Source organism: Paenibacillus sp. FSL H7-0756 (genome assembly GCF_038006765.1).
In the GTDB taxonomy this organism is placed as follows: domain Bacteria; phylum Bacillota; class Bacilli; order Paenibacillales; family Paenibacillaceae; genus Paenibacillus_AQ.
Genome location: NZ_JBBOVT010000001.1, coordinates 2,820,625 through 2,841,115, shown reverse-complemented (window position 1 = coordinate 2,841,115; position 20,491 = coordinate 2,820,625). Strand labels below are relative to the sequence as shown.

Sequence of the window (20,491 nt, the reverse complement as noted above, 5' to 3'; positions counted from 1 at the left end):
ATAATCTATTGATTTGTACTTATCTGCTGCGCAGCGTAAATAGAAGTTCTTCCATATCCGCCGGAATCGGCGCGCTGAACTCCTTGTATTCGCCTGTGGAAGGATGTACAAAACCCAGTACCGCTGCATGCAGGGCTTGTCCGTTCATGGTAGTTCCCTTGCTGCGCCCGTAGATTGGATCACCCACCAGCGGATGGCCGATGAACTTCATGTGAACACGGATCTGATGCGTGCGCCCTGTCTCAAGCTGCAGCTCCAGCAGTGTGCAGTCACCAAACCGCTCCAGCACGGTAAAATGCGTCACGGAGCGCTTGCTGTTCTTCTCGGTTACGGTATACAGCTTGCGGTCATGCGGATCACGGCCGATAGGAGCATCTACGGTTCCCTTGTCATGAGACAGATTGCCGTGCACCACTGCGATATAGCGGCGGGTCACACTGTGCTCCTTAAGCTGGGCGGACAGCGAAGCATGACTGGCATCATTCTTAGCTGCCATAATCAGACCGGAGGTATCCTTGTCGATCCGGTGGACAATGCCTGGACGAATCTCGCCGTTAATGCCGGACAGATCCTTGCAATGATACATCAGCGCATTGACCAAAGTGCCGGAGGGATGCCCCACTGCCGGATGCACAACCATGCCGCGCACCTTGTTCACCACAATCACATCGCTGTCCTCATAAGCCACTTCAATCGGAATATCCTGTGCGATCAGATCCGTAACCTCGGGTTCCGGCACCGTAACGGTTACCTTATCGCCTTCATTCAGCTTATAGTTCGCTTTGACCGGCGCGCCGTTGACCACGACATGGCCACTGCTGATCCATAGCTGAACCTGGGAGCGTGAAATCTCGTCTTCCATGGCCTCTGTAACGTATTTATCAATCCGCTCCCGCGCATTGTCCTCGGCAACGATCCATTCGGTGACGTCTCTTCCTTCCTCGAGGGCGCCAGAATCCGCCAGCTCTTTGACGTCTTTGTTCAAATCATTCATTCCCTTCTTTGACTTCCTGTGATTCCTTCACCTCGGTGACTTCCTGTTCGCCCTTCACTTCCAGCAGCGTGTCCAGAATAATCAGACCCACCCCGACCACAATACAGGAATCGGCCACGTTAAAGATCGGGAACGTATAGCTTCCGAAATTGAACATGAGGAAATCCACAACCTCACCGTTAAGAATCCGGTCCAGGAAGTTGCCGACTGCTCCGCCAAGAACAAGTGCCAGCGCGGTAGGCAGCAGCTTGCGGGTCTTGCGGGTTTTGTTCAGATACCAGACGATTCCGCATACAACGATTACTGTAATCACAATGAAGAACCACTGCTGCCCCTCCAGAATTCCAAAGGCGGCTCCACGATTGCGGTGCGACGTAATAATGAAGAAATCCTTGATTACCGGAATTTGCTCTGCGAGCTCCAGCCGGGTGGCAATCAGATATTTGGTACCCTGGTCAATCAGAAATACAATTAGCGCAATCAGAAAGTACACCACAGAAGTTGTCACTCCGTTCTTATTTTTCCCGCGGCTTCGCGGTACGAATACTGTATAAAGACTTGTATATTGTAGCACAGGCCTCAAGAACCCGTCTATTGCATGACCTGGCAAACCGGTTAAGGCAGGGCACTATTTGCCAGCGCTAAAAAAGGGCCCCGGAGGCCAAGCTATCCGTAGAAGCGGAAACGGTTTTGCCTTCCTTTTAAAGGACGGTACCGTTTCAGCGATTAGCTACCGAAAGGAGCTCACAGCAATGAGCCATCTGACACCACAGCAGCTCTCCGGGCTGCGTACTACTCTCCAGCAGCAGCAGGAGGATATTAAGCACAGGTTGAAGAGCAGCGGACAATACGGACTACAGGAGGCGATGCGGGACAACACTGGAGAGCTGTCCGAAATCGACAACCATCCCGGTGATGCCGCCACAGAGCTGTATAACCGTTCCATGGATATCTCCCTGCTGGAGCGCGATGAGCATGAGCTGGACGATATTGAATCCGCCCTGCGGGCAATGGACGAAGGAACGTACGGCATCTGTATCGCCAGCGGTGAACCCATTCCTTATGAGCGGCTGGCCGCCCTTCCCTCCACCCGCTACACGAAAGAGCATGCTCCCCGCCAGAGCGCTCCATTCACCCGTCCGGCCGAGGAGGAGCTGCTGTCTCCGCCGTTTGGCCGCACCAGTCTGGATGAGCGGGATGACCAGAATGGCTTCGATGGCGAGGATGCCTGGCAGATCGTAGAGAGCTGGGGCAATTCAGATTCGCCTGCGATGGCTGAAGGCAGCAACATCGGCTCCTACAATGATATGGAGATCGAAGCGGACGAAACCGAGGGCTTCGTGGAGCCCTGGGAGAATTTCGTAGCCACCGACATTTCCGGCAATCATCTGATGATTATCAAGGGCAACAGCTACCGCCATTACATGGATGACGAGGAAGGCGACTACCTGCTGGACCCGACCCGAAAAGAGCGGAAGTAGCAGAGCTTGCACAGCAAATAAGCACAAACCATGCCCAGCTAATGCTTGGCAATGGTTAGGAACGATCCGATGAAGAGAAAACCCCACCAATGTGGGGTTATTTCAGGTTCAGCCGCACTTAGAACGTCTTCAGCTCCAGCTGATGCTGGACAATCCGCACAATGTCCGCGATATAGTCGCCGATAATCGGCAGATTGAGCGCGCCCAGCACCTGAAGCACATAAATAATCGTCGCCGCAAAAAAAGTGAATCCAAGCGCAATCCCCAGCCCCCTGGCTACTCCGGAGAGGATGTTCAGCCAGATCAGCCGGAAGGGGGAATACAGTAGCTCGGTATATTCCGAGATCCGTGACTTCTCCATCTGCTGGGCCAGACTCGTGGTCATCCGGTACAGGGCGTTCAGCTTCTCTTCCGGGGGAAGATCGGCCGGATCAACGGCTCTGTCCGTGGTTCTGATCGAAATTCTGCCCGGCTCTTCCGGCTCTTCCGGCTGCTCCGCAGGATTCTTCCCCTCTTTCCATCCCCCCATGCCCCTGCACCTCCTGTTGTCTATACGCCGCAAAACAAACGAGCCCGGTCAAAGAGAATTCTCTCTTTAAGCACAGGGCTCGTCATTTGCATTCTAACCCGTGGAAACTTTTCCTTTGCGGCTAGTATATGCCATACAGGGACAAGTAATACAGGTAATGCGCGGCCGCTCCAGAGTTAAGCGCCGATATGAATACCGAAGCTCTTGCCGCCGGCATCCACTGTCTCATAGGTATAATCTCCGTCAAAATCCACCGTAGTCAACAGTACATTCTCACGCAGCACATGCTCGAATGCGGTCACCGCCGCCTTCAGCTCGTCATCGACATGCAGGGTCAGGGCAATGCGCTTGTCAATCGGCAGATCCAGACGTTTACGGTAATCCTGCACAGCACGTACGACTTCGCGCACCCAGCCTTCCTGTACCAGCTCCGGTGTGATTTCTGTGTTCAAGGCCACTGTCAGTCCATAGCCGGAAGCGGAAGCAAAGCCAGGTTTGGCCTGCTTCTCAACCAGCAGCTCCTCGGACGTAATCTGCAGCTCTTCTCCGTCCGGTGACACGATGGCGATAACGCCTTCTTGTACCGCTTTGCGGGTAGCGTCACTGTCCATCGCTTTGAGGAAGCCTTGCAGGAAGCCGACGCTCTTGCCGTATTTCTTGCCTGCCACCTTCAGGTTCAGCTTCAGGGTGAAGTCTACGAAGCCGCTGTCGCTGTGCTCGATGACGATATTTTTGACGTTGATCTCTTCTTTGATCAGCTCTTCATAATCCGCCACGTTAAAGTTGTCAGGCGTGGACGCAATCAGCTCAGACAACGGCTGGCGGTTCTTGATGCCGCTCTCGTTGCGGACGTTACGGGCCAGCTCAACGATGCCGCGGGCGTACTCCATATCTTTTTCCAGGGCAAGGTCGATCAGGTTCTCGTCCGCTGCCGGATAGTCTGCCAGATGTACACTCTCTCCGCCGCCCAGGTTCGTGAAGATATCCTCGGACAGCATCGGGGTAAATGGAGCCATCAGCTTGGCTGTGGTTAACAGGACATGCGTAAGGGTGCGGTAAGCATCCAGCTTCTCTTCGCCCAGCCCGCTGCCCCAGAACCGGTCACGGGAACGGCGGATGTACCAGTTGCTCAGCTCATCCACGAAATTCTCAATGGCCTTGGAGGTGTTCACGAAGTCATTCACGGCCAGCCCTTTATCCACCAGCACGATCAGGCTGTTCAGACGGGACAGAATCCAGCGGTCGAGCTTATGCTCAGATACCTTGAACGGGTGATCCGCAGGATCATAGCCGTCGATTCCGGCATACAGCGTAAGGAAAGCATGCGTGTTCACCAGAGTGTCCACTACCTTGGACTTCGTCTCCCCGACCAGCCCCCGCGAGAACCGCTTGTTGTTCCACGGCGCACTGTCAGACAGAATGGCCCAGCGGAAGGCATCCGTGCCGTATTCGTTCATGATCTCCCATGGGTCAATGACATTGCCTTTGGATTTGGACATCTTTTGGCCGTTCTCATCGAAAATATGTCCGTGGGCGATAACCGCCTTGTATGGTGCCTTACCCGTGAACAGGGTCGATACCGCCAGCAGGCTGTAGAACCAGCCGCGCGTCTGGTCGATCCCTTCGCAGATCATATCCGCCGGATACTGGTCCTCGAACCGGTCTTGATTCTCGAACGGATAATGACTCTGGGCGAACGGCATCGAGCCGCTGTCGAACCAGACGTCGATCACTTCCGGGGTGCGGACCATGACGGCACCTTCGCTGAACGGGCTGCGCAGCTGGATATTATCCACGTACGGCTTATGCAGCTCGATATCTTCAGCGACCTCGCCGACGGCCATCGCTCTCAGCTCGGCGATGCTGTGCGGCGCAAATTCCTTGCCGGTCTCCTGGCAGACCCATACGTTAAGCGGCGTCCCCCAGTAGCGGTTACGGCTGATATTCCAGTCCACCAGCTCCTCCAGGAACTTGCCGAAGCGGCCTTCGCGCACATGGTCCGGGTACCAATCTACACTGTTATTGTTGGCAATCAGCTGATCCTTGATCGCTGTTGTCTGGATGAACCAGCTGTCTGTTGCATAATAGAGCAGCGGGGTGTCGCAGCGCCAGCAGAACGGATAACTGTGCTCGTATTTCTCCTTGTGGTAGAGCAGTCCGCGTTCAGACAGCACCTTCACGATATCCAGGTCACAATCCTTCACGAACCGTCCGGCAAAATCACTCACTACATCCGTGTATTTCCCGGAAGCATCTACTACATTCACGAAGCTGATCCCATTCTCGCGGCAGCTCTTATAGTCGTCTTCCCCGTGTGCCGGAGCCATATGTACGATCCCGGTACCGCTGGAATCTGTTACAAAAGAGGCTCCGACAATCACATTATGCTTCTCCGCCTTGATATAACCGAACGGCGGTGTATAGCTCTGGCCGATAAAGTCAGCGCCAGTGTGTGTAGACAGAATGGTGTACTCGCCCTTCAGCACTTCGTCCACCAGGTTCTTCGCCAGTACATACACGCCGTCTTCCTGCTGCGCACGTACATATTCCATAGCCGGATTCATCGCCAGCGCCATATGCGCCGGAAGCGTCCAAGGCGTGGTCGTCCAAGCCAGCACATAGTCGCCGCTGCCGTCCAGCTTGAACTTGGCGGTAGCACTCAGATCCTTAACGGTCTTATACCCCTGGGCAACTTCATGGGAGCTGAGGGTCGTCTGGCAGCTCGGGCAGTAAGGGCTAACGCGGTGACCGCGGTACATCAGGCCTTTCTCATGCACCGTAGCCAGGATGTTCCACACGCTCTCGATATACGTATTGTCCAGCGTTACATATGGATGATCCAGATCCGTCCAGTAGCCGATCGCTTCTGTGAATTCCCGCCACTGCTTCTCATAGCCGAATACACTTTCCTTACATTCCTTGATGAACTTCTCGACGCCGTATTCTTCGATATCCTGCTTGCCGGAGATGCCGAGCTTCTTCTGCACCCCGAGCTCTACCGGCAGGCCGTGCGTATCCCAGCCCGCTTTGCGGATGACGCGGAAGCCCTTCATGGTCTGGTAGCGGCCGATAAAATCCTTGATAACCCGGCCCAGCACGTGCCCGATATGCGGCACCCCGTTAGCCGTCGGCGGCCCTTCATAGAACACATAGTTCGGGCGTCCCTCACGGTTCTCCATCGAGCGGCGGAACGTGTCCTCCTCGCTCCACTTTTTCAAGATCCGGACATCTCTGGCCCGGGCTTTTTCTTTGACGTCTACCTTATGCATGATGGTCAATCCCTTCGTTTAGTCTTAAACCTTATTCGGATTACATCCGAGCCTTCTTCTTTTAAAAAGATTTTAAAACTTTAAAAATTTTCGATCCCTCCCAAACCCTCCCTTCGCCAAGGGAGGGCCCCAAGGGCTCTGCCCTCTGGACACCCGAAATCAGTGCATAGCGCGAGGAGCAGGGTCTGTGGACGGGAAGGATTACTTCGGCGGAATCCTCGGCCCTTCTTAGGCTGCCCTGACGGGTACGCCTGCGGGGCCTTAACTGCGCTAGGGCACCGGGCTTGCCCGGGGTCCTTGCCGTTTGCTCTCGGGCGCCTGGCCCGCGAACCCGGAGGGCAGCACTGGCCGGGGGCTTGCCGTTGGCTCTTGGGCCACCCGGCCCGCGAACCCGGAGGGCAGCACTGGACGGGGGCTTGCCGTTGGCTCTTGGGCCTCCCGGCCCGCGAACCCGGAGGGCAGCACTGGACGGGGGGCTTGCCGTTAACTCTTGGGCCTCCCGGCCCGCGAACCCGGAGGGCAGCACTGGACGGGGGCTTGCCGTTGGCTCTTGGGCTCCCGGCCCGCGAACCCGGAGGGCAGCACTGGACGGGGGGCTTGCCGTTGGCTCTTGGGCTCCCGGCCCGCGATCCCGGAGGGCAGCTTCTTGGACGGGGGGCTTACCGTTGGCTCTTGGACCACCCGGCCCGCGAACCCGGAGGGCAGCACTGGACGGGGGCTTGCCGTTGGCTCTTGGGCCACCCGGCCCGCGAACCCGGAGGGCAGCTTCTTGGACGGGGGGCTTGCCGTTCGTTCTTGGGCCTCCCGGCCCGCGAACCCGGAGGGCAGCACTGGCCGGGCTGCGCAGTTAGCGCTGTTAAGGCCCCGCAGGCGTACCCGCTAGGGTAGCCTAAGAAGGGCCGGTCCTACGCCGAACAAATTTTCCCCCTTCCGCGGACGCCTCTCCAACCTCGATGCACTTGTTGCGGGTGTCCAGAGGGCGGCCAGCCCTTGGGGTCCCCCTTGGAAGGGGGATTTAGGGGGATAAAAAAATAAATAAACGCCGCCCCGCCCCCAAAGGGGCGAGACGACGCTCGCGATACCACCCTAATTTGCACTGCACGCACATCCTAAGGGGTGTGGATTCAGTACAATCTCAGTCCGCAGGCAATAGACAACCTTGCGGGTCCGGGATAACGTCCGGCAGACGGCGGAGCCTACACACGTATACACGCTTCAGCTTAGCTTCTAGGGGAGGATCTTCGGGTAAGGCGTGAACGATCGGCTCGCAGCAAGCACCGACTCTCTGGAGAACGTTACCTTATCGTACTTGTCCCGTCATCGAATTTGGATTCAATGGATACAGATATGTTCTAGTTATAGACGTTTTCGCCCCAATTGTCAAGGCGGATTACAGCAGCAGGTCCCAGCTCAGCGGGGTGCCGGCGGGCAGACCGGTTCTCAAGCGTTTGCCGATGAGCAGATCATAATATTTGGGCGCGAGGCCGTAGCCGGGACGGATGACTCTGATGTTATCCGCAGTGAGCAGGTCTCCGGCCTTGATATCCTTGGAGGTATAGACAGACCGTCTGAACTGCAGGGATTTCTCTTCTTCGGGGGTGGGGCCGATGGAGACGCCGCCGAGTGCCCTCCAGGCTGTATCTGTCTCCCGGACCAGGGAAGCGAACTCTGCCGGCTCCAGAGAGAAGGCAGCATCCACTCCGCCTTCCGCACGGTTCAGGGTGAAATGCTTTTCGATCACGGTACTGCCCAGCGCCACGCTTGCTACTGCTGCCCCTACGCCCAGGGTATGGTCAGACAGGCCCACCTGAGCACGGAAGACGTCGCGCAGATACGGAATGGTGTTAAGGTTGGTATTCTCGGGCGAAGCCGGATAGCTGCTGGTGCATTTGAGCAGTATATACTCCTGGCAGCCTGCCCCGGTAATGGTGTGGACAGCCTGTTCAATATCGCCAAGCGAGGCCATCCCGGTGGAAATGATCATTGGCTTCCCTTTGGAGGCCACCTTCCGCAATAAGGGAATATCATTATTTTCAAAGGAAGCGATCTTGTAGCAGTCGACGCCGAGCGTCTCCAGGAATTCGAGCGAGGACTCATCAAACGGGGTGCTGAACGGAATCATCCCGAGTGCCCTGCACAAAGCAAAGATAGGCTCATGCCACTCCCAAGGCGTATATGCCTCAGCATACAGCTCATACAGCGATTTCCCCTTCCACAGTCCGTTCGATTCCCCAATCATGAACTCCTTAGTCCGTAGATTAAGCGTCATAGTATCTGGCGTATAGGTCTGGATTTTGAACGCATGAGCGCCAGCCCGGGCAGCGGCCTTAACGATTTCGAGCGCACGGTCCAGGGACTTATTATGATTACCGGACATCTCCGCGATAACAAAAGGCGGATGCCCGCTGCCGATGGTACGTTTACCGATCCTGATTTCCTTCATGGCCTGTCGTTGCCTCCTCTGTCAGCCGTAGCCTGCGGCTCTCCCATGGCTCCCGGAACAGGGCCATCAAGACCACATCCACAGGCTGATGATTTCTGATCCGTTGCCTGCACAGCCTGCCTTCCTCTACGAAGCCTAGTTTACGGTGATAGGACAAGCTCCGCTGATTAAAATCCAGGATTTGCGCGCATACCTTACTTAGCTGCTCTACCTGAAAAATATGCTCCAGCGCCAAGATTCCCATCATGGTACCGGAGCCGGGGGGACAGCTCTTATCCCCTATATAAAAGCCCCATTCACAGGTCTTGTGGACCCTGTCGATCTGCGAGAACTGCACGAAGCCCGCCGGTGTGTCCAGATAGTAACAGATCCGGACGACCCGGCTGGTATCCTCCGCTATGGCATGCATCCAGCTAAGATGCTCTTCCAGCGGAATCATCCCGTCATGATTCATATAGGGCCGGATGTGATCGGCATTGCGCCATTCCCATATTAGCCGGCTATGCTCCTCGCTCAGCTTCTCAAGCCTGTATTCCCTTAGGTCTGCCATAGTCCCCTCCCATAATCCTGTCTATGACCTCATCCCATTTATCCTCGCCCATCAGGAGGAGCGCCTGCTCTGACATGGCCCGTACCCCCGCCGGGTCAGCCAGCATAGCCTTAAGCCCCTGCTCAATCTCTTGGGCAGTCACCTCACTACTCTTCCCCAGGCTTAATGCAGCCCCCTTCGCATGAACCAAGGCCGTGATCTCCCGCTGATTATCCGCCGTAATAATGCACAGCGAAGGGAGGCCCAGGTAACAGCGTTCCCAGGTCGTACTTCCGCCTGCTCCGATGGAGAGACCCGCCTTCTGCATCAAGTCAGCCATGTAATCAATCTGACAATGGAAGCTGGCCTGCGGCATCGTGTCACATAACGCTGCGATGTCATCCTTGCGGCGGTTCATTCCGCCTGCTACGACATCCAGCTTCAGGTTAGCGAAGGCGGGACTTTGCAGGGCCTGCAAGGTTTTGAGAGTCTCCCCCGTAGGATCGGTGCCGCCAAAAAACACCAGAACCCGGCTTATACTTCCGTCCCGTTCAGCCAGCCCCCGCTTAGCCGCGCGGAATTCCGGCCGGAGCAGTGTATAGCAGGTGCCTGTCAATTTCGTGCAGTAAGCGGGAATCAGCCCCTGATAACGGTCCCTGGCAGCGGCAGGATTGGGGTCCAGCAGCAGATCACACTCATGCGGGCGGTCCGCCAGATCGTCGATGGCTACTATCTTCTTCACTTTCCCCTGTACCCATGTCTCCCACCGCTTATCAATCCCGTAATGGTCGATAATGAGGCAATCCGCAGGAGCAGGAGCAGCCGCCTCCAGCCGCTGCACCGTCTCCATGGCATCGGTCCGCCAATCCACCTGAAGCCAGAATGCGGCGTACGACGGATCATCCGGCGGCGGCAGCAACTCCACCGCATAGCCCTGGCCTCTGATATAGTCGGCCAGATTCCCCGGCAGCTCACGGCAAATGAACGTGATCTGCCCGCCTCTGGCGGCAAGCCCGCCTGCAAGTGTCAGGCAGCGCATGATATGGCCCGTGCCCATAGAATACGAGGAATCGGCCCGAATCCATATATTCATTCGATTAGCTGCTGTGCTTACCATGCGGTCCAGCCTCCGTCAACAGAGATATTCTCACCTGTAACATAGCTTGAGGCGGCGGAAGCCAGGAATACCATCACTCCCTTCAAATCTTCAGGAGTGCCGATCCTGCCCAGCGGATTCTTCCTTTCCAGCTGCCGGATGAACTGCGGATCGGCAGCTTGAACCGCTGCATTAGGAAAGGGCCCGGGCGATACCGTATTCGCTCTGATTCCATGTTGCCCGAAGTGGCAGGCAATGTAACGGGTAAACTGGCCTATCGCTGCTTTACCGGCTCCGTAATTAGCGGGATTATCCATCCCGCTGTCTCCGTAGACCTCCGGGTTAGGCGAGACCAGCCCGTACATCGAGGAGACGTTAATGATGGAGCCTCTCTTTTGCTCAACCATATAGGGCAGGACCGCTTTGACACATCTGAAGGTTCCATTGATCGTCCCGTCCAGCCCGGTCAGCCACTGCTCTTCACTCATGTCCGCCAGCTTGGCCGCTGAACTGAACGCAGCATTATTGACTAAGATATCTATGGTACCGGCCGCTTCAGCGATGCTCTGAATACATTCTCTGACTGATGCTTCCTGCCGGATATCCATCGCCTTGCCGAAGCAGGCTGCTCCGGTGGTGCGGGCAATGGCCTCCGCAGCCTCCTTGCAGCGCTGCCCGTTCGAGCTGACCAGATAGACTGCCGCGCCTGCCTCAGCCAGCCCCTCCGCTATGGCAGTGCCCAGATAACCGGCACCTCCGGTCACCACCGCTGCCTTGCCTTGCAGATTAAATAATTCTTGAAGAGTATGCATCTTGTTAATTCCACCTCCTGGGGTCAATGATCTCTACAGGAATATCCGCAAAGGATTCACCAAGCGTCTGTCTCACCGCCCGGCTTAGAGGAGGCAATGCCATCATCCGCAGATTCTCCTGCACCTGCTCCACCGTCTCGCAGCCAATCACCAGCCCGGATATCCCCGGAAGATCCCTTACATAGAGGAAACACAGCTCTTTAACCGGTATCCCGGTTTCCTTGCTGTATCTGATTAATCGTAACAACGGCTGCTCCGCTTGCTTCAGCCCAGCCGGAAGCTGCTCCGGTGCCATCAGCAGCAGGCCTTGCAGATAGACGCTGCGGACGAAGATTTCTGTTCCCTTCCGGGCGAACTGCTCCAGCATTCCATTAACGAGCCATCTCTGATCCAGGACATTCAGCGGAATTTGAATGCTGTCCAGCCCCTCCAAGCGCATAAAATCCGCAACATCCTCCGCATCATACACAGATACACCGATTCTGCGGATTAATTGCTGCCGCTTCAGCTCCTGCAGCACTCGCAGAATTTCGCCGCCCTGGTAAGTCATATCGAGCGGATCATGCAAGAGACAAGCGTCCAGCGCAGAACACTTCAGCCGGTCCAGGGAAGCATGCACGGAAGAGGTGACGAACCTCCTCCGCGCTTCCTCCGTGTGCAGCCGCAGCCGCTGGACGGAAGGGAGCTTCGTCACAATCTGCGGCCGGCTCTGCGGATCTGCACCTTCCAGGCAATCTCCGATGATAGACTCACTGTCCCCGTATCCCGGCGCGGTATCCAAATAACCGATCCCTGAGGAGAGGGCATATCGGAGCAGTTCGTTCCTCTGTTGCACAGAGGAGTTCGCAGCTGCATTCGCAATCCCGTAATTTCCGCCCAGCTGGGCCGTCCCCAGCACAAGGCCCGCTTTGTTTATCATCATCCGATGCCTCGCTAACGTTATAATTTCTTGTTCAGGGTGGTTGCTGCATTCAGCTCCTTGACCAGCTCCGTATCATCCCGCCATTTCACACGAATGCCCCGGTTGTGCTCGGCCACCTCAGGGTGTTCCTGAAGGAATGCCTTCAATTCTTCGAAGAATAGCGGTCTTGCCCCCACATCCAGTGCCTGATAGACCGTCTCGAACAGCTCCAGATCCTGAATCTCATCCATGGTCAACCGCCACTCAGGATGCACCCACTCCCCAGGAAGATCCACTGCATTGATCTTGAAGAGATGCGGATTGTTGAAAAAGTAAAAGGACAGATATTCCGCATGCGTAAGCGGATTGGAATAGTGCAGCAGCCTTCTCAGCGCTTCAACGGTAAAAACATCCCCGACCGTCCCCATGGTCGACTCCTTGGCGTAGGTGAAGTCTGCACCGCTTGCCAGATGCCGGTCTATCAGAAGCTGAAGCATCTCCGGGGAAATAGCCGGATTGTCGCCGGTCACCCGGACCACGATATCCGCCTGGGCCGCTTCTGCCACGCTCAGCATTCTTGCAGCCACATTGTCCGGGTCGCCGGTGACCACCTTCACCTGATCGTTCAGGGTGAACGCCGTAAGCGGCTGGTCGTCCGGCAGATCCGAGGTGGCCAGCACCACCTCATAGCCGCCCGGCACAGCCAGACAATTCATCAGGCATCTTTCGATGGCCGCAATGCCGTGAATCTCGCGCAGCGCCTTGCGGCGGAGCCGGGTGGATTTCAATCTGCAGATGACAGCAATGCAGATTTTGGGTGCTTTTACCTTCCCGGGCGTGAGGGGTGTGTTCGCAGGAATGGCTGAGGTGGCAATCATAGGAAATGGTATGGAAGCCTTGCTTGCCATGAGGGCATCCGGCATAGATGAACGTTTATAGCATATGTTCTCAGGCGTGATCATTTCACCCGGGCGCAGCTCTCTGCGGGAGACGATCCTCAGAGAGGAATCCTCCAGATACCTTCTTTCCGATTCCTTAATTTCGAGACTGCCCTGTACACACTCTGCCCGGCGCAGCTTCTTCACCATCCGCCCGAATTCCTCCGGCTCAAGCGCGGAATAATAGTCAATGCCTTTCTCCGCACGGTTCAAGGTAATGTGCTTCTCAATGACACTCGCCCCCAGCAGATAGGCATAGACCGGAAGATCAACCGCCATTTCATGATCAGCATCCTCATGGTCTGCGAAGCCCACCTCCAGCTGATAGGTCTGCTTGAGATGGGCGATACGGCTCAGATTGGAATCCTCTGTCCGGGTCGGATAGCCCTGGAAGCCGTGCATAAGCACGATTGGACCTTTGAAATGGCTGCGGATGTAGGATAATTGGGAGTCCATCTCTTCCTCCAGCCAGCCGCTTACGCCGATGAGTAAGGGCTTATTGAACCTGTGCAGGGCTAGAGTCAAGGGCAGCGACTGGAGTACGGTTGTGGGTAATTTCAAGCCGTCTACCTGCGATTCAAGCTCCGCGAGCAGCCCGACACTCCATTCATCATAGAGATCCACCCAGACCTCCAGCCCCTCAGCCTTGGCAAGCTGGACAGCCTCCGCCCATTGCTGCTTGCCGATGAACAAATCGATATACGTCTGATAATGGATGAAATCCGGCACCGCCAGGCTGTCGTAATGGAACCATTGAAATTTCACCCCGTCAGCGCCGCTGCGTGCGGCTGCGAGGATCAGCTCCCGCAGCCGGCGGGGGTCGCCCCAATGGGCATTGGCAATTTCGGCAATCACCTTCACTTTGCCCACATTAATCCCCTCCCTTCTCTATTTTTATTTGGAGTAGTGGCGGATCACCTTCTTGACCGCTGCGACCACATCCATCACATCTTCAGCTTCCATGCCCGCATATAGCGGGAGTGTAATGAATTCCTCATAGCAGCTTTCAGCGACCGGACAGATTCCCTTGCGGAACCCCAAGCTTTCGTAGTACGGGTGCAGATAGGCAGGGATGTAGTGGACGTTTACGCCGATGTTCTCCTTTTGCAGCGCCTGAAAGACCGTCTTCCTGGTAGCCGTCAGCTTAGAGAGCTGAAGTCTGACAATGAACAGATGCCAGCTCGACTCCGACTCTGGAAGCTGGTGCGGAAGAATGAGCTCCTCGGTGGCGCTCAGCTCTTGCAGATACAAGGCGGCAAGCTGCTTGCGCTTCTCGATGAAGCTCCCGATTCTGCGTAACTGGGAGATGCCAAGTGAAGTCTGTATATCTGTGATCCGGTAGTTGTAGCCGAGGAACTGCATCTCATAATACCAGGGTCCGTGATTCTCCCTTAACTTGCGCTCATCCCTGGTGATGCCGTGGGTGCGGAACTGCAGCAGCTTCTCGTAATACACCGGGTTATTTGTAGTGATCATTCCGCCTTCTCCCGTTGTTATATGCTTTACCGGATGAAAGCTGAACATAGTCATGTCCCCGATCGCCCCAATGCTTGTATTCTTATATCTCGCACCAAGCGCATGGGCGGCATCCTCAATCACGATCAAATTATGCTCCCTTGCAATCTGCAGGATCTCATCAAGCTGTGCCGGCTGACCCGTGAAATGGACGGGAATAATCGCTTTCGTTCTAGCAGTAATTCTCTCCCTGATCCGCTGCGGATCAAGATTATATGTCCGCGGATCGATATCGGCGAATACCGGTACGCCCCCCTGATACAGCACACAGTTCGCAGTAGCGGCAAACGTCATGGGAGTCGTAATCACCTCATCTCCTTCGCCGATCCCGGCGGCATAACAGGCCCCGTGCAGTGCCGCAGTTCCGCTGGAGAAGGCCACCGCATATTTTGCCCCGGTAAACGCTGCGATCTCTGCTTCGAATTGCTCAATGGCCGGGCCGCTGGTCAAATAATCACTTTGCAGCACCTTGACCACGGACTCAATATCCTCGTCATCGATCATCTGTCTCCCATACGGCAAGTAGTGGGCACGTACAGGCTTCCCGCCGTCAATGGCCAGTTTGCTTTTACTCATGATTGGTTCGGCTCCTTTCGGTGAAAGGTCTCAAGAATCCATTGCTCTGTCTGCCGGATGCCCTCTTGGATGGTAACCTTAGGTGTCCAGGACAATTGCTTCTCTGCCTTGTTGTAATTGCATAAGAGCTTCTGAATCTCACTCTGCGGGTGAATATGGGGAACATGCTGGACCGGTGCCTGCCCGTCTGCAATCAGCTCGGCCAATTGATTGACGGTGATATCCTCACCCGTGCCTGCATTAACAATTTCTCCATGCAGCTTGTCGCTGTAGCCAGCCTCCACTACGAAATCTGCACAGTCCAAGACATATAATAGATCCCGTGACTGGGTGCCGTCCCCGTAGATATTCAGCGGCTGGCCTTTTAATTTGCTGTGGATGAAGATCGCCACAACGCCGCCTTCGCCGCCGGTTTTCTGATAGGGACCATACGTGTTAAACGGCCTTACGACGACCACCGGCAGATCATAAGCATGGAAATAGGATAGTACCATGTTCTCCGCAGCGATCTTGGCCCCGGCATAGGGAGAGGCTGGCTTGACAGGAGATTGCTCGTCAATTCCCTGTTCATCCGCCGCCCGGGCGTAGACCATGCAGGTACTCATGAAGACCATCTTCACCTGCTGCTTGCGGCATTCCTCGAGCAGATAGAAGGTGGCCAGTGTATCATTGTTGAACGTGGTCTCAGGATCATCTATGCTGTCTTGCACATTAATACTTGCTGCCAGATGGTAGCACAGGTCGAAGGAGGTCTCACGGAAAAGCTTTTTCAAGGCTTCTCTGTCCTTGAGATCCATGATCTGCACCTTCTGTAAATACTCATGATCTTCATACTCCTTCAGATTATCCAGCGATGAATTCGCCAGATTATCGACGACCCATACCCTTTGTCCATCCTTTAACAAACGTCCGACTACCCATCTGCCGATGAAGCCGGCACCTCCGGTTACGAGTATATTCATAGTAGCCTCCATTAGATTAGATTTTGTTCCGATGCCAGCTTCTTGACCTGCTCCTTCGTCAGCGGGATCTCTCTTTCGGAGCTGTAGGTGCCCGGCTTCGGCCTGCTTGCTTCCCGGTAGGACTGCGGTGCAGCATAGGGGGAAGGGACAATGTATACATCCTGTAATTCAAAAGCGCTTAGGGATTCCTCGTGGGTCATCAGTTCTTCATATCTCTTCTCGCCCGGCTTCAGGCCGATCTCCAGGATCTTCACTGCAGTCGGGAGGGTCCCATATTTCTTCGGCGCCTCCTCGGCTACAACCTCAGCCAGATCCTTCAGCCTGATCACCGGCATCTTCAGAATAAAAGTCTCACCACCCTTCGCCAGCTGCAGGGACTGAACGGTCAGCCGGGTTGCCTGCTCCAGCGTCATCATGAACCTTGTCATGGACAGATCTGTTACGGTGATCGCCCTGCCTTCTCTCGCCTGCTTCACAAACAAGGGAATGACAGACCCTCTGGAGCCCATCACATTCCCGAACCGTACGGTGCAGAACACCGTTTGGCCGGAGCCGCCTGAGGTGACGGCAGAGGAAATCAGCTTCTCCGCAGACAGCTTGGTGGCTCCGTAGTTGTTGGTCGGTGAAATGGCTTTATCTGTGCTTGTAAAAACGACCTTGCATACCTTCTGCTGCTTCGCTGCCTGAATCACGTTATGAGTGCCGATAATGTTTGTAAGTACAGCCTCGAACGGGTTATATTCACAGAAGGATACATGCTTCATAGCAGCTGTATGGAACACATAATCTATCCCCTCCATTGCAGCCAGCACACGGTCATAATCCCGGACATCTCCGATCAGGTAGCTAAGTCTTGCGTTCCCTTGCAGCTCATCCTGCAGCTCGAACTGCTTATACTCGTCTCTGCTGAGAATCCGGATGATCTCTGGCTCCTGCTTCAGAAGGAGCTTTGCAATACTTTTTCCGATGGTGCCGGTACCGCCGATAATCAGAATCCTTTTATTCCGGAAGAACATGCTCTCCACCTCCCGCTTCATCGGTTCCCGCTTCCATGGATCAGGCGGTCCATGAGATCCGCAAGCGCTTTGCCGGAGTCAGGAATCTGATAGGCTTGCTGCAAGAATTTCTCTTTTACAGTCTTGTAGTTTGTTTTCTCTACATTGCTGGAATAATAGCGGGCGATGATGCGGGTTAAGTCCGACGGTTCTGTTTGAATATAGCGGTCAAGGGCATCATAGTAATCATATTCACGGTTAGCCTGAATGAATTTGTAGACAAATACAGGCTTATCGAACAAAAGACCTTCAAGGGCAACCGTGGAGAGGGTGGCGACCACAGCATCCGATTTCATAATCAGCTCACGGGTGTCTGCCTTGCGGTCGGTAACCACATGAACATTGCTATATTCTTCTTCGTACTCGGTATACAGCGAAATCAGCTTCTTGGACAGCTCCCAGGGATGGGGCTTGATGATCAGCTGAAACTGCGGATGTGAGGCCAATTGGGTGAGCAGGGTGCGGATCTTGTATTCATCCAGCGTCGGTCCGGTAGCGATTAGTAAGGTGATTTTATGAGGATCAAGCTGGTAGGTTTCTCTAAAAGACTCTGTAGACGTAACCTTCGAAGTAAAGATATCATCGTAACGGGCATGGCCGGTAATCATGATCCGCCCGGCTTCAAGCCCTCTGCGCACGTACCAATCCTGTTCATATTGCCCGTAGATTGCGATATGGCTGGAGAATACAGGAATGAAGGCTTCCTCTCCCATCAGAATTCCGTGCTGCAGACATACGCTGGGAATCCCCTTGATCCCTGCAACGACAGCAAGCGCCCGGCTGGCTACATCTTCTGTCGTACCTACCATTACAGCCGCTACCGGCAGGTCATCGTAGAGATTAAACACCATTTCGATAGTATCTACAATGGAAGGAATCCGGCTTAGGAAGGTCTGGGTAAAAAAATCATTGCTGAACGCAGGATGTCCTTCGGCCTTCGCAAAAAGGTCAGCAGCGCGCCGGACCAGCTCTTCCGAAGCAGCTTTGGTGTCCTGCTTGTAGCCCAGGCTATATACATTGGGGATTCCATACAGCTCGGTGGCTCTGGAGCGGGACAGAATCATTGCTGAATCTCCGCTGAAATGCTCGCTGATCGTTTTCTCCGACATTCTGATATAGTCCAGATTAATCAGTATTTTGCCCTTCAGATTGGACTTTACAGGCTGATAGAGCGGCGCAACCTCATTTTCAAAGAAAGGCTGAATCTGGTGCTGCTCATGAATACCGGAATGCTCCAGCTTCAGCTTAAAATCGCTGCTCCCCATCTCGCTCCTAAGCTCATCGTTGATTTGTTGATAGAAGTTCGTCATCAGGGCCAATGGGATATTCCTGTACTTCAGCTCCTGCGCAGCATGGATAAATTCACTATAGAGCGACCAGTAATTGGACAGATAGATGGACAATCCGTTTTCCCTCCTCGTGGTACCTTTCTAGGCAGAGATTTTATTTCTTTTGCTGCTGGATGAACTTTAGCTCTTCCCTAAGCTCCTTGCAGGTCCGCTGCGGAGGAAGCATCTGAATGAACTGGCTCTTCTCCTGATGCTGCAATTGATAGTGAATCGACAGCTCGGTGATATAGTTATCATCCAGAACCTCATCTACAGGGTGGAAGTCCCAGAATTGGTTCAAACGCCAGAAGAACCTGCCGTCACCTATTCGATAGAACTCCGGATTCTCATCCCAGTAAGACCCGAACTTGTCATGAATGACCGGAAGAATGGAGCTTCTGTGCAGGATGGAGCAATGATCGATGACGCAAGGGGCCACCGAAACAATTTTTTTGGCGGGTCTTAGCTGGCTGCGGGTCACTTCATCCTGTTCATTCAAGTAGTTGACCAGCGATGCAGAGTAGGCAATCATGACTTCGGGATTCTCCTCCAGATAGTCCACCATATGCTCAAGTCTAGTATTTCTGTAACGGTTATCATCGGTGGCATAGGAAATATACTCCCCCTGTGCTTGAGCGAGGGCTTGATTGATCAGCGCGGAGTATCTGACCTTTTCCACTCTCTGCTGCAGGGTTTCCGTATCGCTTCTGAAGAATTTTATTCTCTTATCCTTGAGATAGGGCTCAATCACTTTCAGAGTTTCTTCATTCGAGTTATCATCCATCAGGTAGAATTCAAAGTCTGTGAGCGTCTGATTGAGAATGGATTCAATGGACTTTGCGACATATGCGGCCTTATTGTAGCTGGTCATGACGATCGTTACTTTTGGCAATCGAATACCTCCCTCGCTGTTTACTTGCTATCATATGTATCCTTCTTCGAAACGGTATAGGTTAGAAGACTAAATTTTCAAATGGAGGACAGAATAGCGGACTTAGTCTATGGGCAAACCTGAATAAACGCCCGGCAGATTAACTGCGGAGCGTCTATCAGGTCCGGTGAATCCGTCTATCAGGCTTGCACGTTCCTTAACAAATCATGTATCCGGTGTTCAAAGGTATGGGCTGCCAGCACCTGCTGCCTCGCTGCTTCAGCGATCCGTTTGCGCTCATCGTCATGGACCATGTAGTAATGAACCTTCTGCAGCAAATCATGCTTATCCTGATAAGAAACCACCTGAGTGGCCTCGTCAAACTGATGGCGGAGCCCGCTTTTATAATCGGTAAGCTGAAACGCTTCACAGCTGGCCGCATCAAAGGTACGGTTGTTGATGCTTGTGGCGATAATCCCTGCCCGGTTACGGTTGTACTTCTCAGCCGAAGGGCGGTGAATATTCAGCACAATCTTCGCCCCGTTGTAGTAACTCGCAGCCGTCTCCGGCGGGACCCAGGCATTCACCAGCTCCACATTGCGCTTAGCGCCATGCTTCCATTCATGATAGTACCGCCCCCACCCCCGCCCCACCAGTTGGATGCGATAGGCTGTGCCTGCAAGTAAGGCCTCTATAAGCTCAATCCGGTTACTGTAAGGCACGCCTACTAAGCAGATATCACTTCTATACTCCTCGGATACATCAGCAGGGTGAAACAGATTAGGGTCTGTACCCAGCGGCAGATGAGAGACCCGGGGATGCCCCAAAGCCCGATAATGCTCTGCTGCAGCCAGGTCAATGGTGAAAATATAATCAAAATAACCAATCAGCGGAGCCGTCCAATCCATGTAATAAGGGTCCTCTGTCATCCACACTGCCGACTTCACCCCGGATTGTCTGATGCACTGCAGCACAGGCTCCGGAATCTTCAGACCGGCCATAAGCAGAATCAGCTCCGGCTGCCATAAATGCTGTTTAAGCTTCAATTCATTCAACACACTGCCAGGCTGTAAAGCTCTGCAATGATGCCCCTCCTTCTGCAAAGTCTCTGCTATACGCTGTTCAAAGAAAGAATAGACACCCTGAAAACCTGAGGTTATAAATAGGATATTCATAGCTATCACCACCATAA

The 20,491-nt window shown here is 54.3% G+C and carries 18 protein-coding genes; 2 read left to right on the top strand and 16 right to left on the bottom strand.

Features of this window, described 5'->3' with window-relative positions; all coding sequences use genetic code 11:
• Positions 1-19: 19 nt before the first annotated feature.
• Positions 20-994: an RluA family pseudouridine synthase gene (locus NST04_RS12535; RefSeq protein WP_341184491.1), complete on the bottom strand. Its 975-nt coding sequence runs from the start codon at positions 992-994 to the stop codon at positions 20-22.
• Entirely contained in the window at positions 987-1,490 is a 504-nt protein-coding gene (gene lspA, locus NST04_RS12530) for a signal peptidase II (protein WP_341185232.1), read from the bottom strand. The genes NST04_RS12535 and lspA overlap by 8 nt, the downstream gene beginning before the upstream one ends.
• A 256-nt stretch (positions 1,491-1,746) precedes the next feature.
• Here lspA and NST04_RS12525 point away from each other — a divergent pair, with 256 nt between their 5' ends.
• Positions 1,747-2,475, top strand: a complete 729-nt coding sequence (locus NST04_RS12525) for a TraR/DksA C4-type zinc finger protein (RefSeq protein ID WP_341184490.1) — start codon at positions 1,747-1,749, stop codon at positions 2,473-2,475.
• A gap of 118 nt (positions 2,476-2,593) precedes the next feature.
• Here the strand turns inward: NST04_RS12525 and NST04_RS12520 are convergent, their stop codons facing one another.
• Both NST04_RS12520 and ileS read right to left on the bottom strand, forming a co-directional pair.
• Entirely contained in the window at positions 2,594-3,004 is a 411-nt protein-coding gene (locus NST04_RS12520) for a DUF5665 domain-containing protein (protein WP_341184489.1), read from the bottom strand.
• A gap of 176 nt (positions 3,005-3,180) precedes the next feature.
• A complete protein-coding gene (ileS, locus tag NST04_RS12515; RefSeq protein ID WP_341184488.1) occupies positions 3,181-6,273 on the bottom strand; it encodes an isoleucine--tRNA ligase in 3,093 nt (1,030 codons plus the stop codon).
• A 646-nt stretch (positions 6,274-6,919) separates the two neighbouring features.
• On the opposite strand from ileS, the gene NST04_RS12510 reads away from it, so the two are divergent.
• Complete coding sequence (locus NST04_RS12510) at positions 6,920-7,156, top strand: hypothetical protein (protein ID WP_341184487.1); 237 nt, start codon at positions 6,920-6,922, stop codon at positions 7,154-7,156.
• A gap of 507 nt (positions 7,157-7,663) precedes the next feature.
• Here the strand turns inward: NST04_RS12510 and pseI are convergent.
• From pseI to NST04_RS12450, 12 genes are all read right to left on the bottom strand, one after another.
• A complete protein-coding gene (pseI, locus tag NST04_RS12505) occupies positions 7,664-8,716 on the bottom strand; it encodes a pseudaminic acid synthase (RefSeq protein WP_341184486.1) in 1,053 nt (350 codons plus the stop codon).
• The gene (pseH, locus tag NST04_RS12500) at positions 8,694-9,266 is read right to left on the bottom strand and encodes a UDP-4-amino-4,6-dideoxy-N-acetyl-beta-L-altrosamine N-acetyltransferase (RefSeq protein WP_341184485.1); all 573 of its coding nucleotides are present in this window, start codon (positions 9,264-9,266) and stop codon (positions 8,694-8,696) included. Before pseH ends, pseI begins: the two co-directional genes overlap by 23 nt.
• On the bottom strand, positions 9,238-10,338 hold the full coding sequence (gene pseG / locus NST04_RS12495) for a UDP-2,4-diacetamido-2,4,6-trideoxy-beta-L-altropyranose hydrolase (protein ID WP_341184484.1): 1,101 nt from the start codon (positions 10,336-10,338) through the stop codon (positions 9,238-9,240). The genes pseH and pseG overlap by 29 nt, the downstream gene beginning before the upstream one ends.
• A 17-nt stretch (positions 10,339-10,355) precedes the next feature.
• Positions 10,356-11,153: an SDR family oxidoreductase gene (locus tag NST04_RS12490; protein WP_341184483.1), complete on the bottom strand. Its 798-nt coding sequence runs from the start codon at positions 11,151-11,153 to the stop codon at positions 10,356-10,358.
• Positions 11,154-11,157: 4 nt separating this feature from the next.
• Complete coding sequence (locus NST04_RS12485) at positions 11,158-12,075, bottom strand: aldo/keto reductase (protein WP_341184482.1); 918 nt, start codon at positions 12,073-12,075, stop codon at positions 11,158-11,160.
• Between the two features lie 17 nt (positions 12,076-12,092).
• The gene (locus NST04_RS12480) at positions 12,093-13,862 is read right to left on the bottom strand and encodes an N-acetylneuraminate synthase family protein (RefSeq protein WP_341184481.1); all 1,770 of its coding nucleotides are present in this window, start codon (positions 13,860-13,862) and stop codon (positions 12,093-12,095) included.
• 24 nt (positions 13,863-13,886) lie between these two features.
• Positions 13,887-15,083 (bottom strand): UDP-4-amino-4,6-dideoxy-N-acetyl-beta-L-altrosamine transaminase, encoded by a 1,197-nt coding sequence (gene pseC / locus NST04_RS12475; protein ID WP_341184480.1) that lies wholly within the window; start codon positions 15,081-15,083, stop codon positions 13,887-13,889.
• A complete protein-coding gene (locus NST04_RS12470; RefSeq protein WP_341184479.1) occupies positions 15,080-16,045 on the bottom strand; it encodes a dTDP-glucose 4,6-dehydratase in 966 nt (321 codons plus the stop codon). The genes pseC and NST04_RS12470 overlap by 4 nt, the downstream gene beginning before the upstream one ends.
• An 11-nt stretch (positions 16,046-16,056) precedes the next feature.
• Positions 16,057-17,061 (bottom strand): SDR family NAD(P)-dependent oxidoreductase, encoded by a 1,005-nt coding sequence (locus NST04_RS12465; RefSeq protein ID WP_341184478.1) that lies wholly within the window; start codon positions 17,059-17,061, stop codon positions 16,057-16,059.
• Positions 17,062-17,078: 17 nt separating this feature from the next.
• On the bottom strand, positions 17,079-18,503 hold the full coding sequence (locus tag NST04_RS12460; RefSeq protein ID WP_341184477.1) for a CDP-glycerol glycerophosphotransferase family protein: 1,425 nt from the start codon (positions 18,501-18,503) through the stop codon (positions 17,079-17,081).
• A 40-nt stretch (positions 18,504-18,543) separates the two neighbouring features.
• Positions 18,544-19,320 carry a glycosyltransferase family 2 protein gene (locus NST04_RS12455; protein ID WP_341184476.1) on the bottom strand — a complete coding sequence of 259 codons (777 nt, stop codon included), beginning with the start codon at positions 19,318-19,320 and terminating at the stop codon, positions 18,544-18,546.
• Positions 19,321-19,499: 179 nt separating this feature from the next.
• Entirely contained in the window at positions 19,500-20,357 is an 858-nt protein-coding gene (locus NST04_RS12450) for a CgeB family protein (RefSeq protein ID WP_341184475.1), read from the bottom strand.
• Between the last annotated feature and the right edge of the window lie 134 nt (positions 20,358-20,491).

Coding starts and splice junctions, on each gene's coding strand:
- NST04_RS12535 (WP_341184491.1), bottom strand. CDS start 994: ATGAATGATTTGAACAAAGACGTCAAAGAGCTGGCGGATTCTGGCGCC.
- NST04_RS12525 (WP_341184490.1), top strand. CDS start 1,747: ATGAGCCATCTGACACCACAGCAGCTCTCCGGGCTGCGTACTACTCTC.
- NST04_RS12520 (WP_341184489.1), bottom strand. CDS start 3,004: ATGGGGGGATGGAAAGAGGGGAAGAATCCTGCGGAGCAGCCGGAAGAG.
- ileS (WP_341184488.1), bottom strand. CDS start 6,273: ATGCATAAGGTAGACGTCAAAGAAAAAGCCCGGGCCAGAGATGTCCGG.
- pseI (WP_341184486.1), bottom strand. CDS start 8,716: ATGAAGGAAATCAGGATCGGTAAACGTACCATCGGCAGCGGGCATCCG.
- pseH (WP_341184485.1), bottom strand. CDS start 9,266: ATGGCAGACCTAAGGGAATACAGGCTTGAGAAGCTGAGCGAGGAGCAT.
- pseG (WP_341184484.1), bottom strand. CDS start 10,338: ATGAATATATGGATTCGGGCCGATTCCTCGTATTCTATGGGCACGGGC.
- NST04_RS12490 (WP_341184483.1), bottom strand. CDS start 11,153: ATGCATACTCTTCAAGAATTATTTAATCTGCAAGGCAAGGCAGCGGTG.
- NST04_RS12485 (WP_341184482.1), bottom strand. CDS start 12,075: ATGATGATAAACAAAGCGGGCCTTGTGCTGGGGACGGCCCAGCTGGGC.
- pseC (WP_341184480.1), bottom strand. CDS start 15,083: ATGAGTAAAAGCAAACTGGCCATTGACGGCGGGAAGCCTGTACGTGCC.
- NST04_RS12470 (WP_341184479.1), bottom strand. CDS start 16,045: ATGAATATACTCGTAACCGGAGGTGCCGGCTTCATCGGCAGATGGGTA.
- NST04_RS12465 (WP_341184478.1), bottom strand. CDS start 17,061: ATGTTCTTCCGGAATAAAAGGATTCTGATTATCGGCGGTACCGGCACC.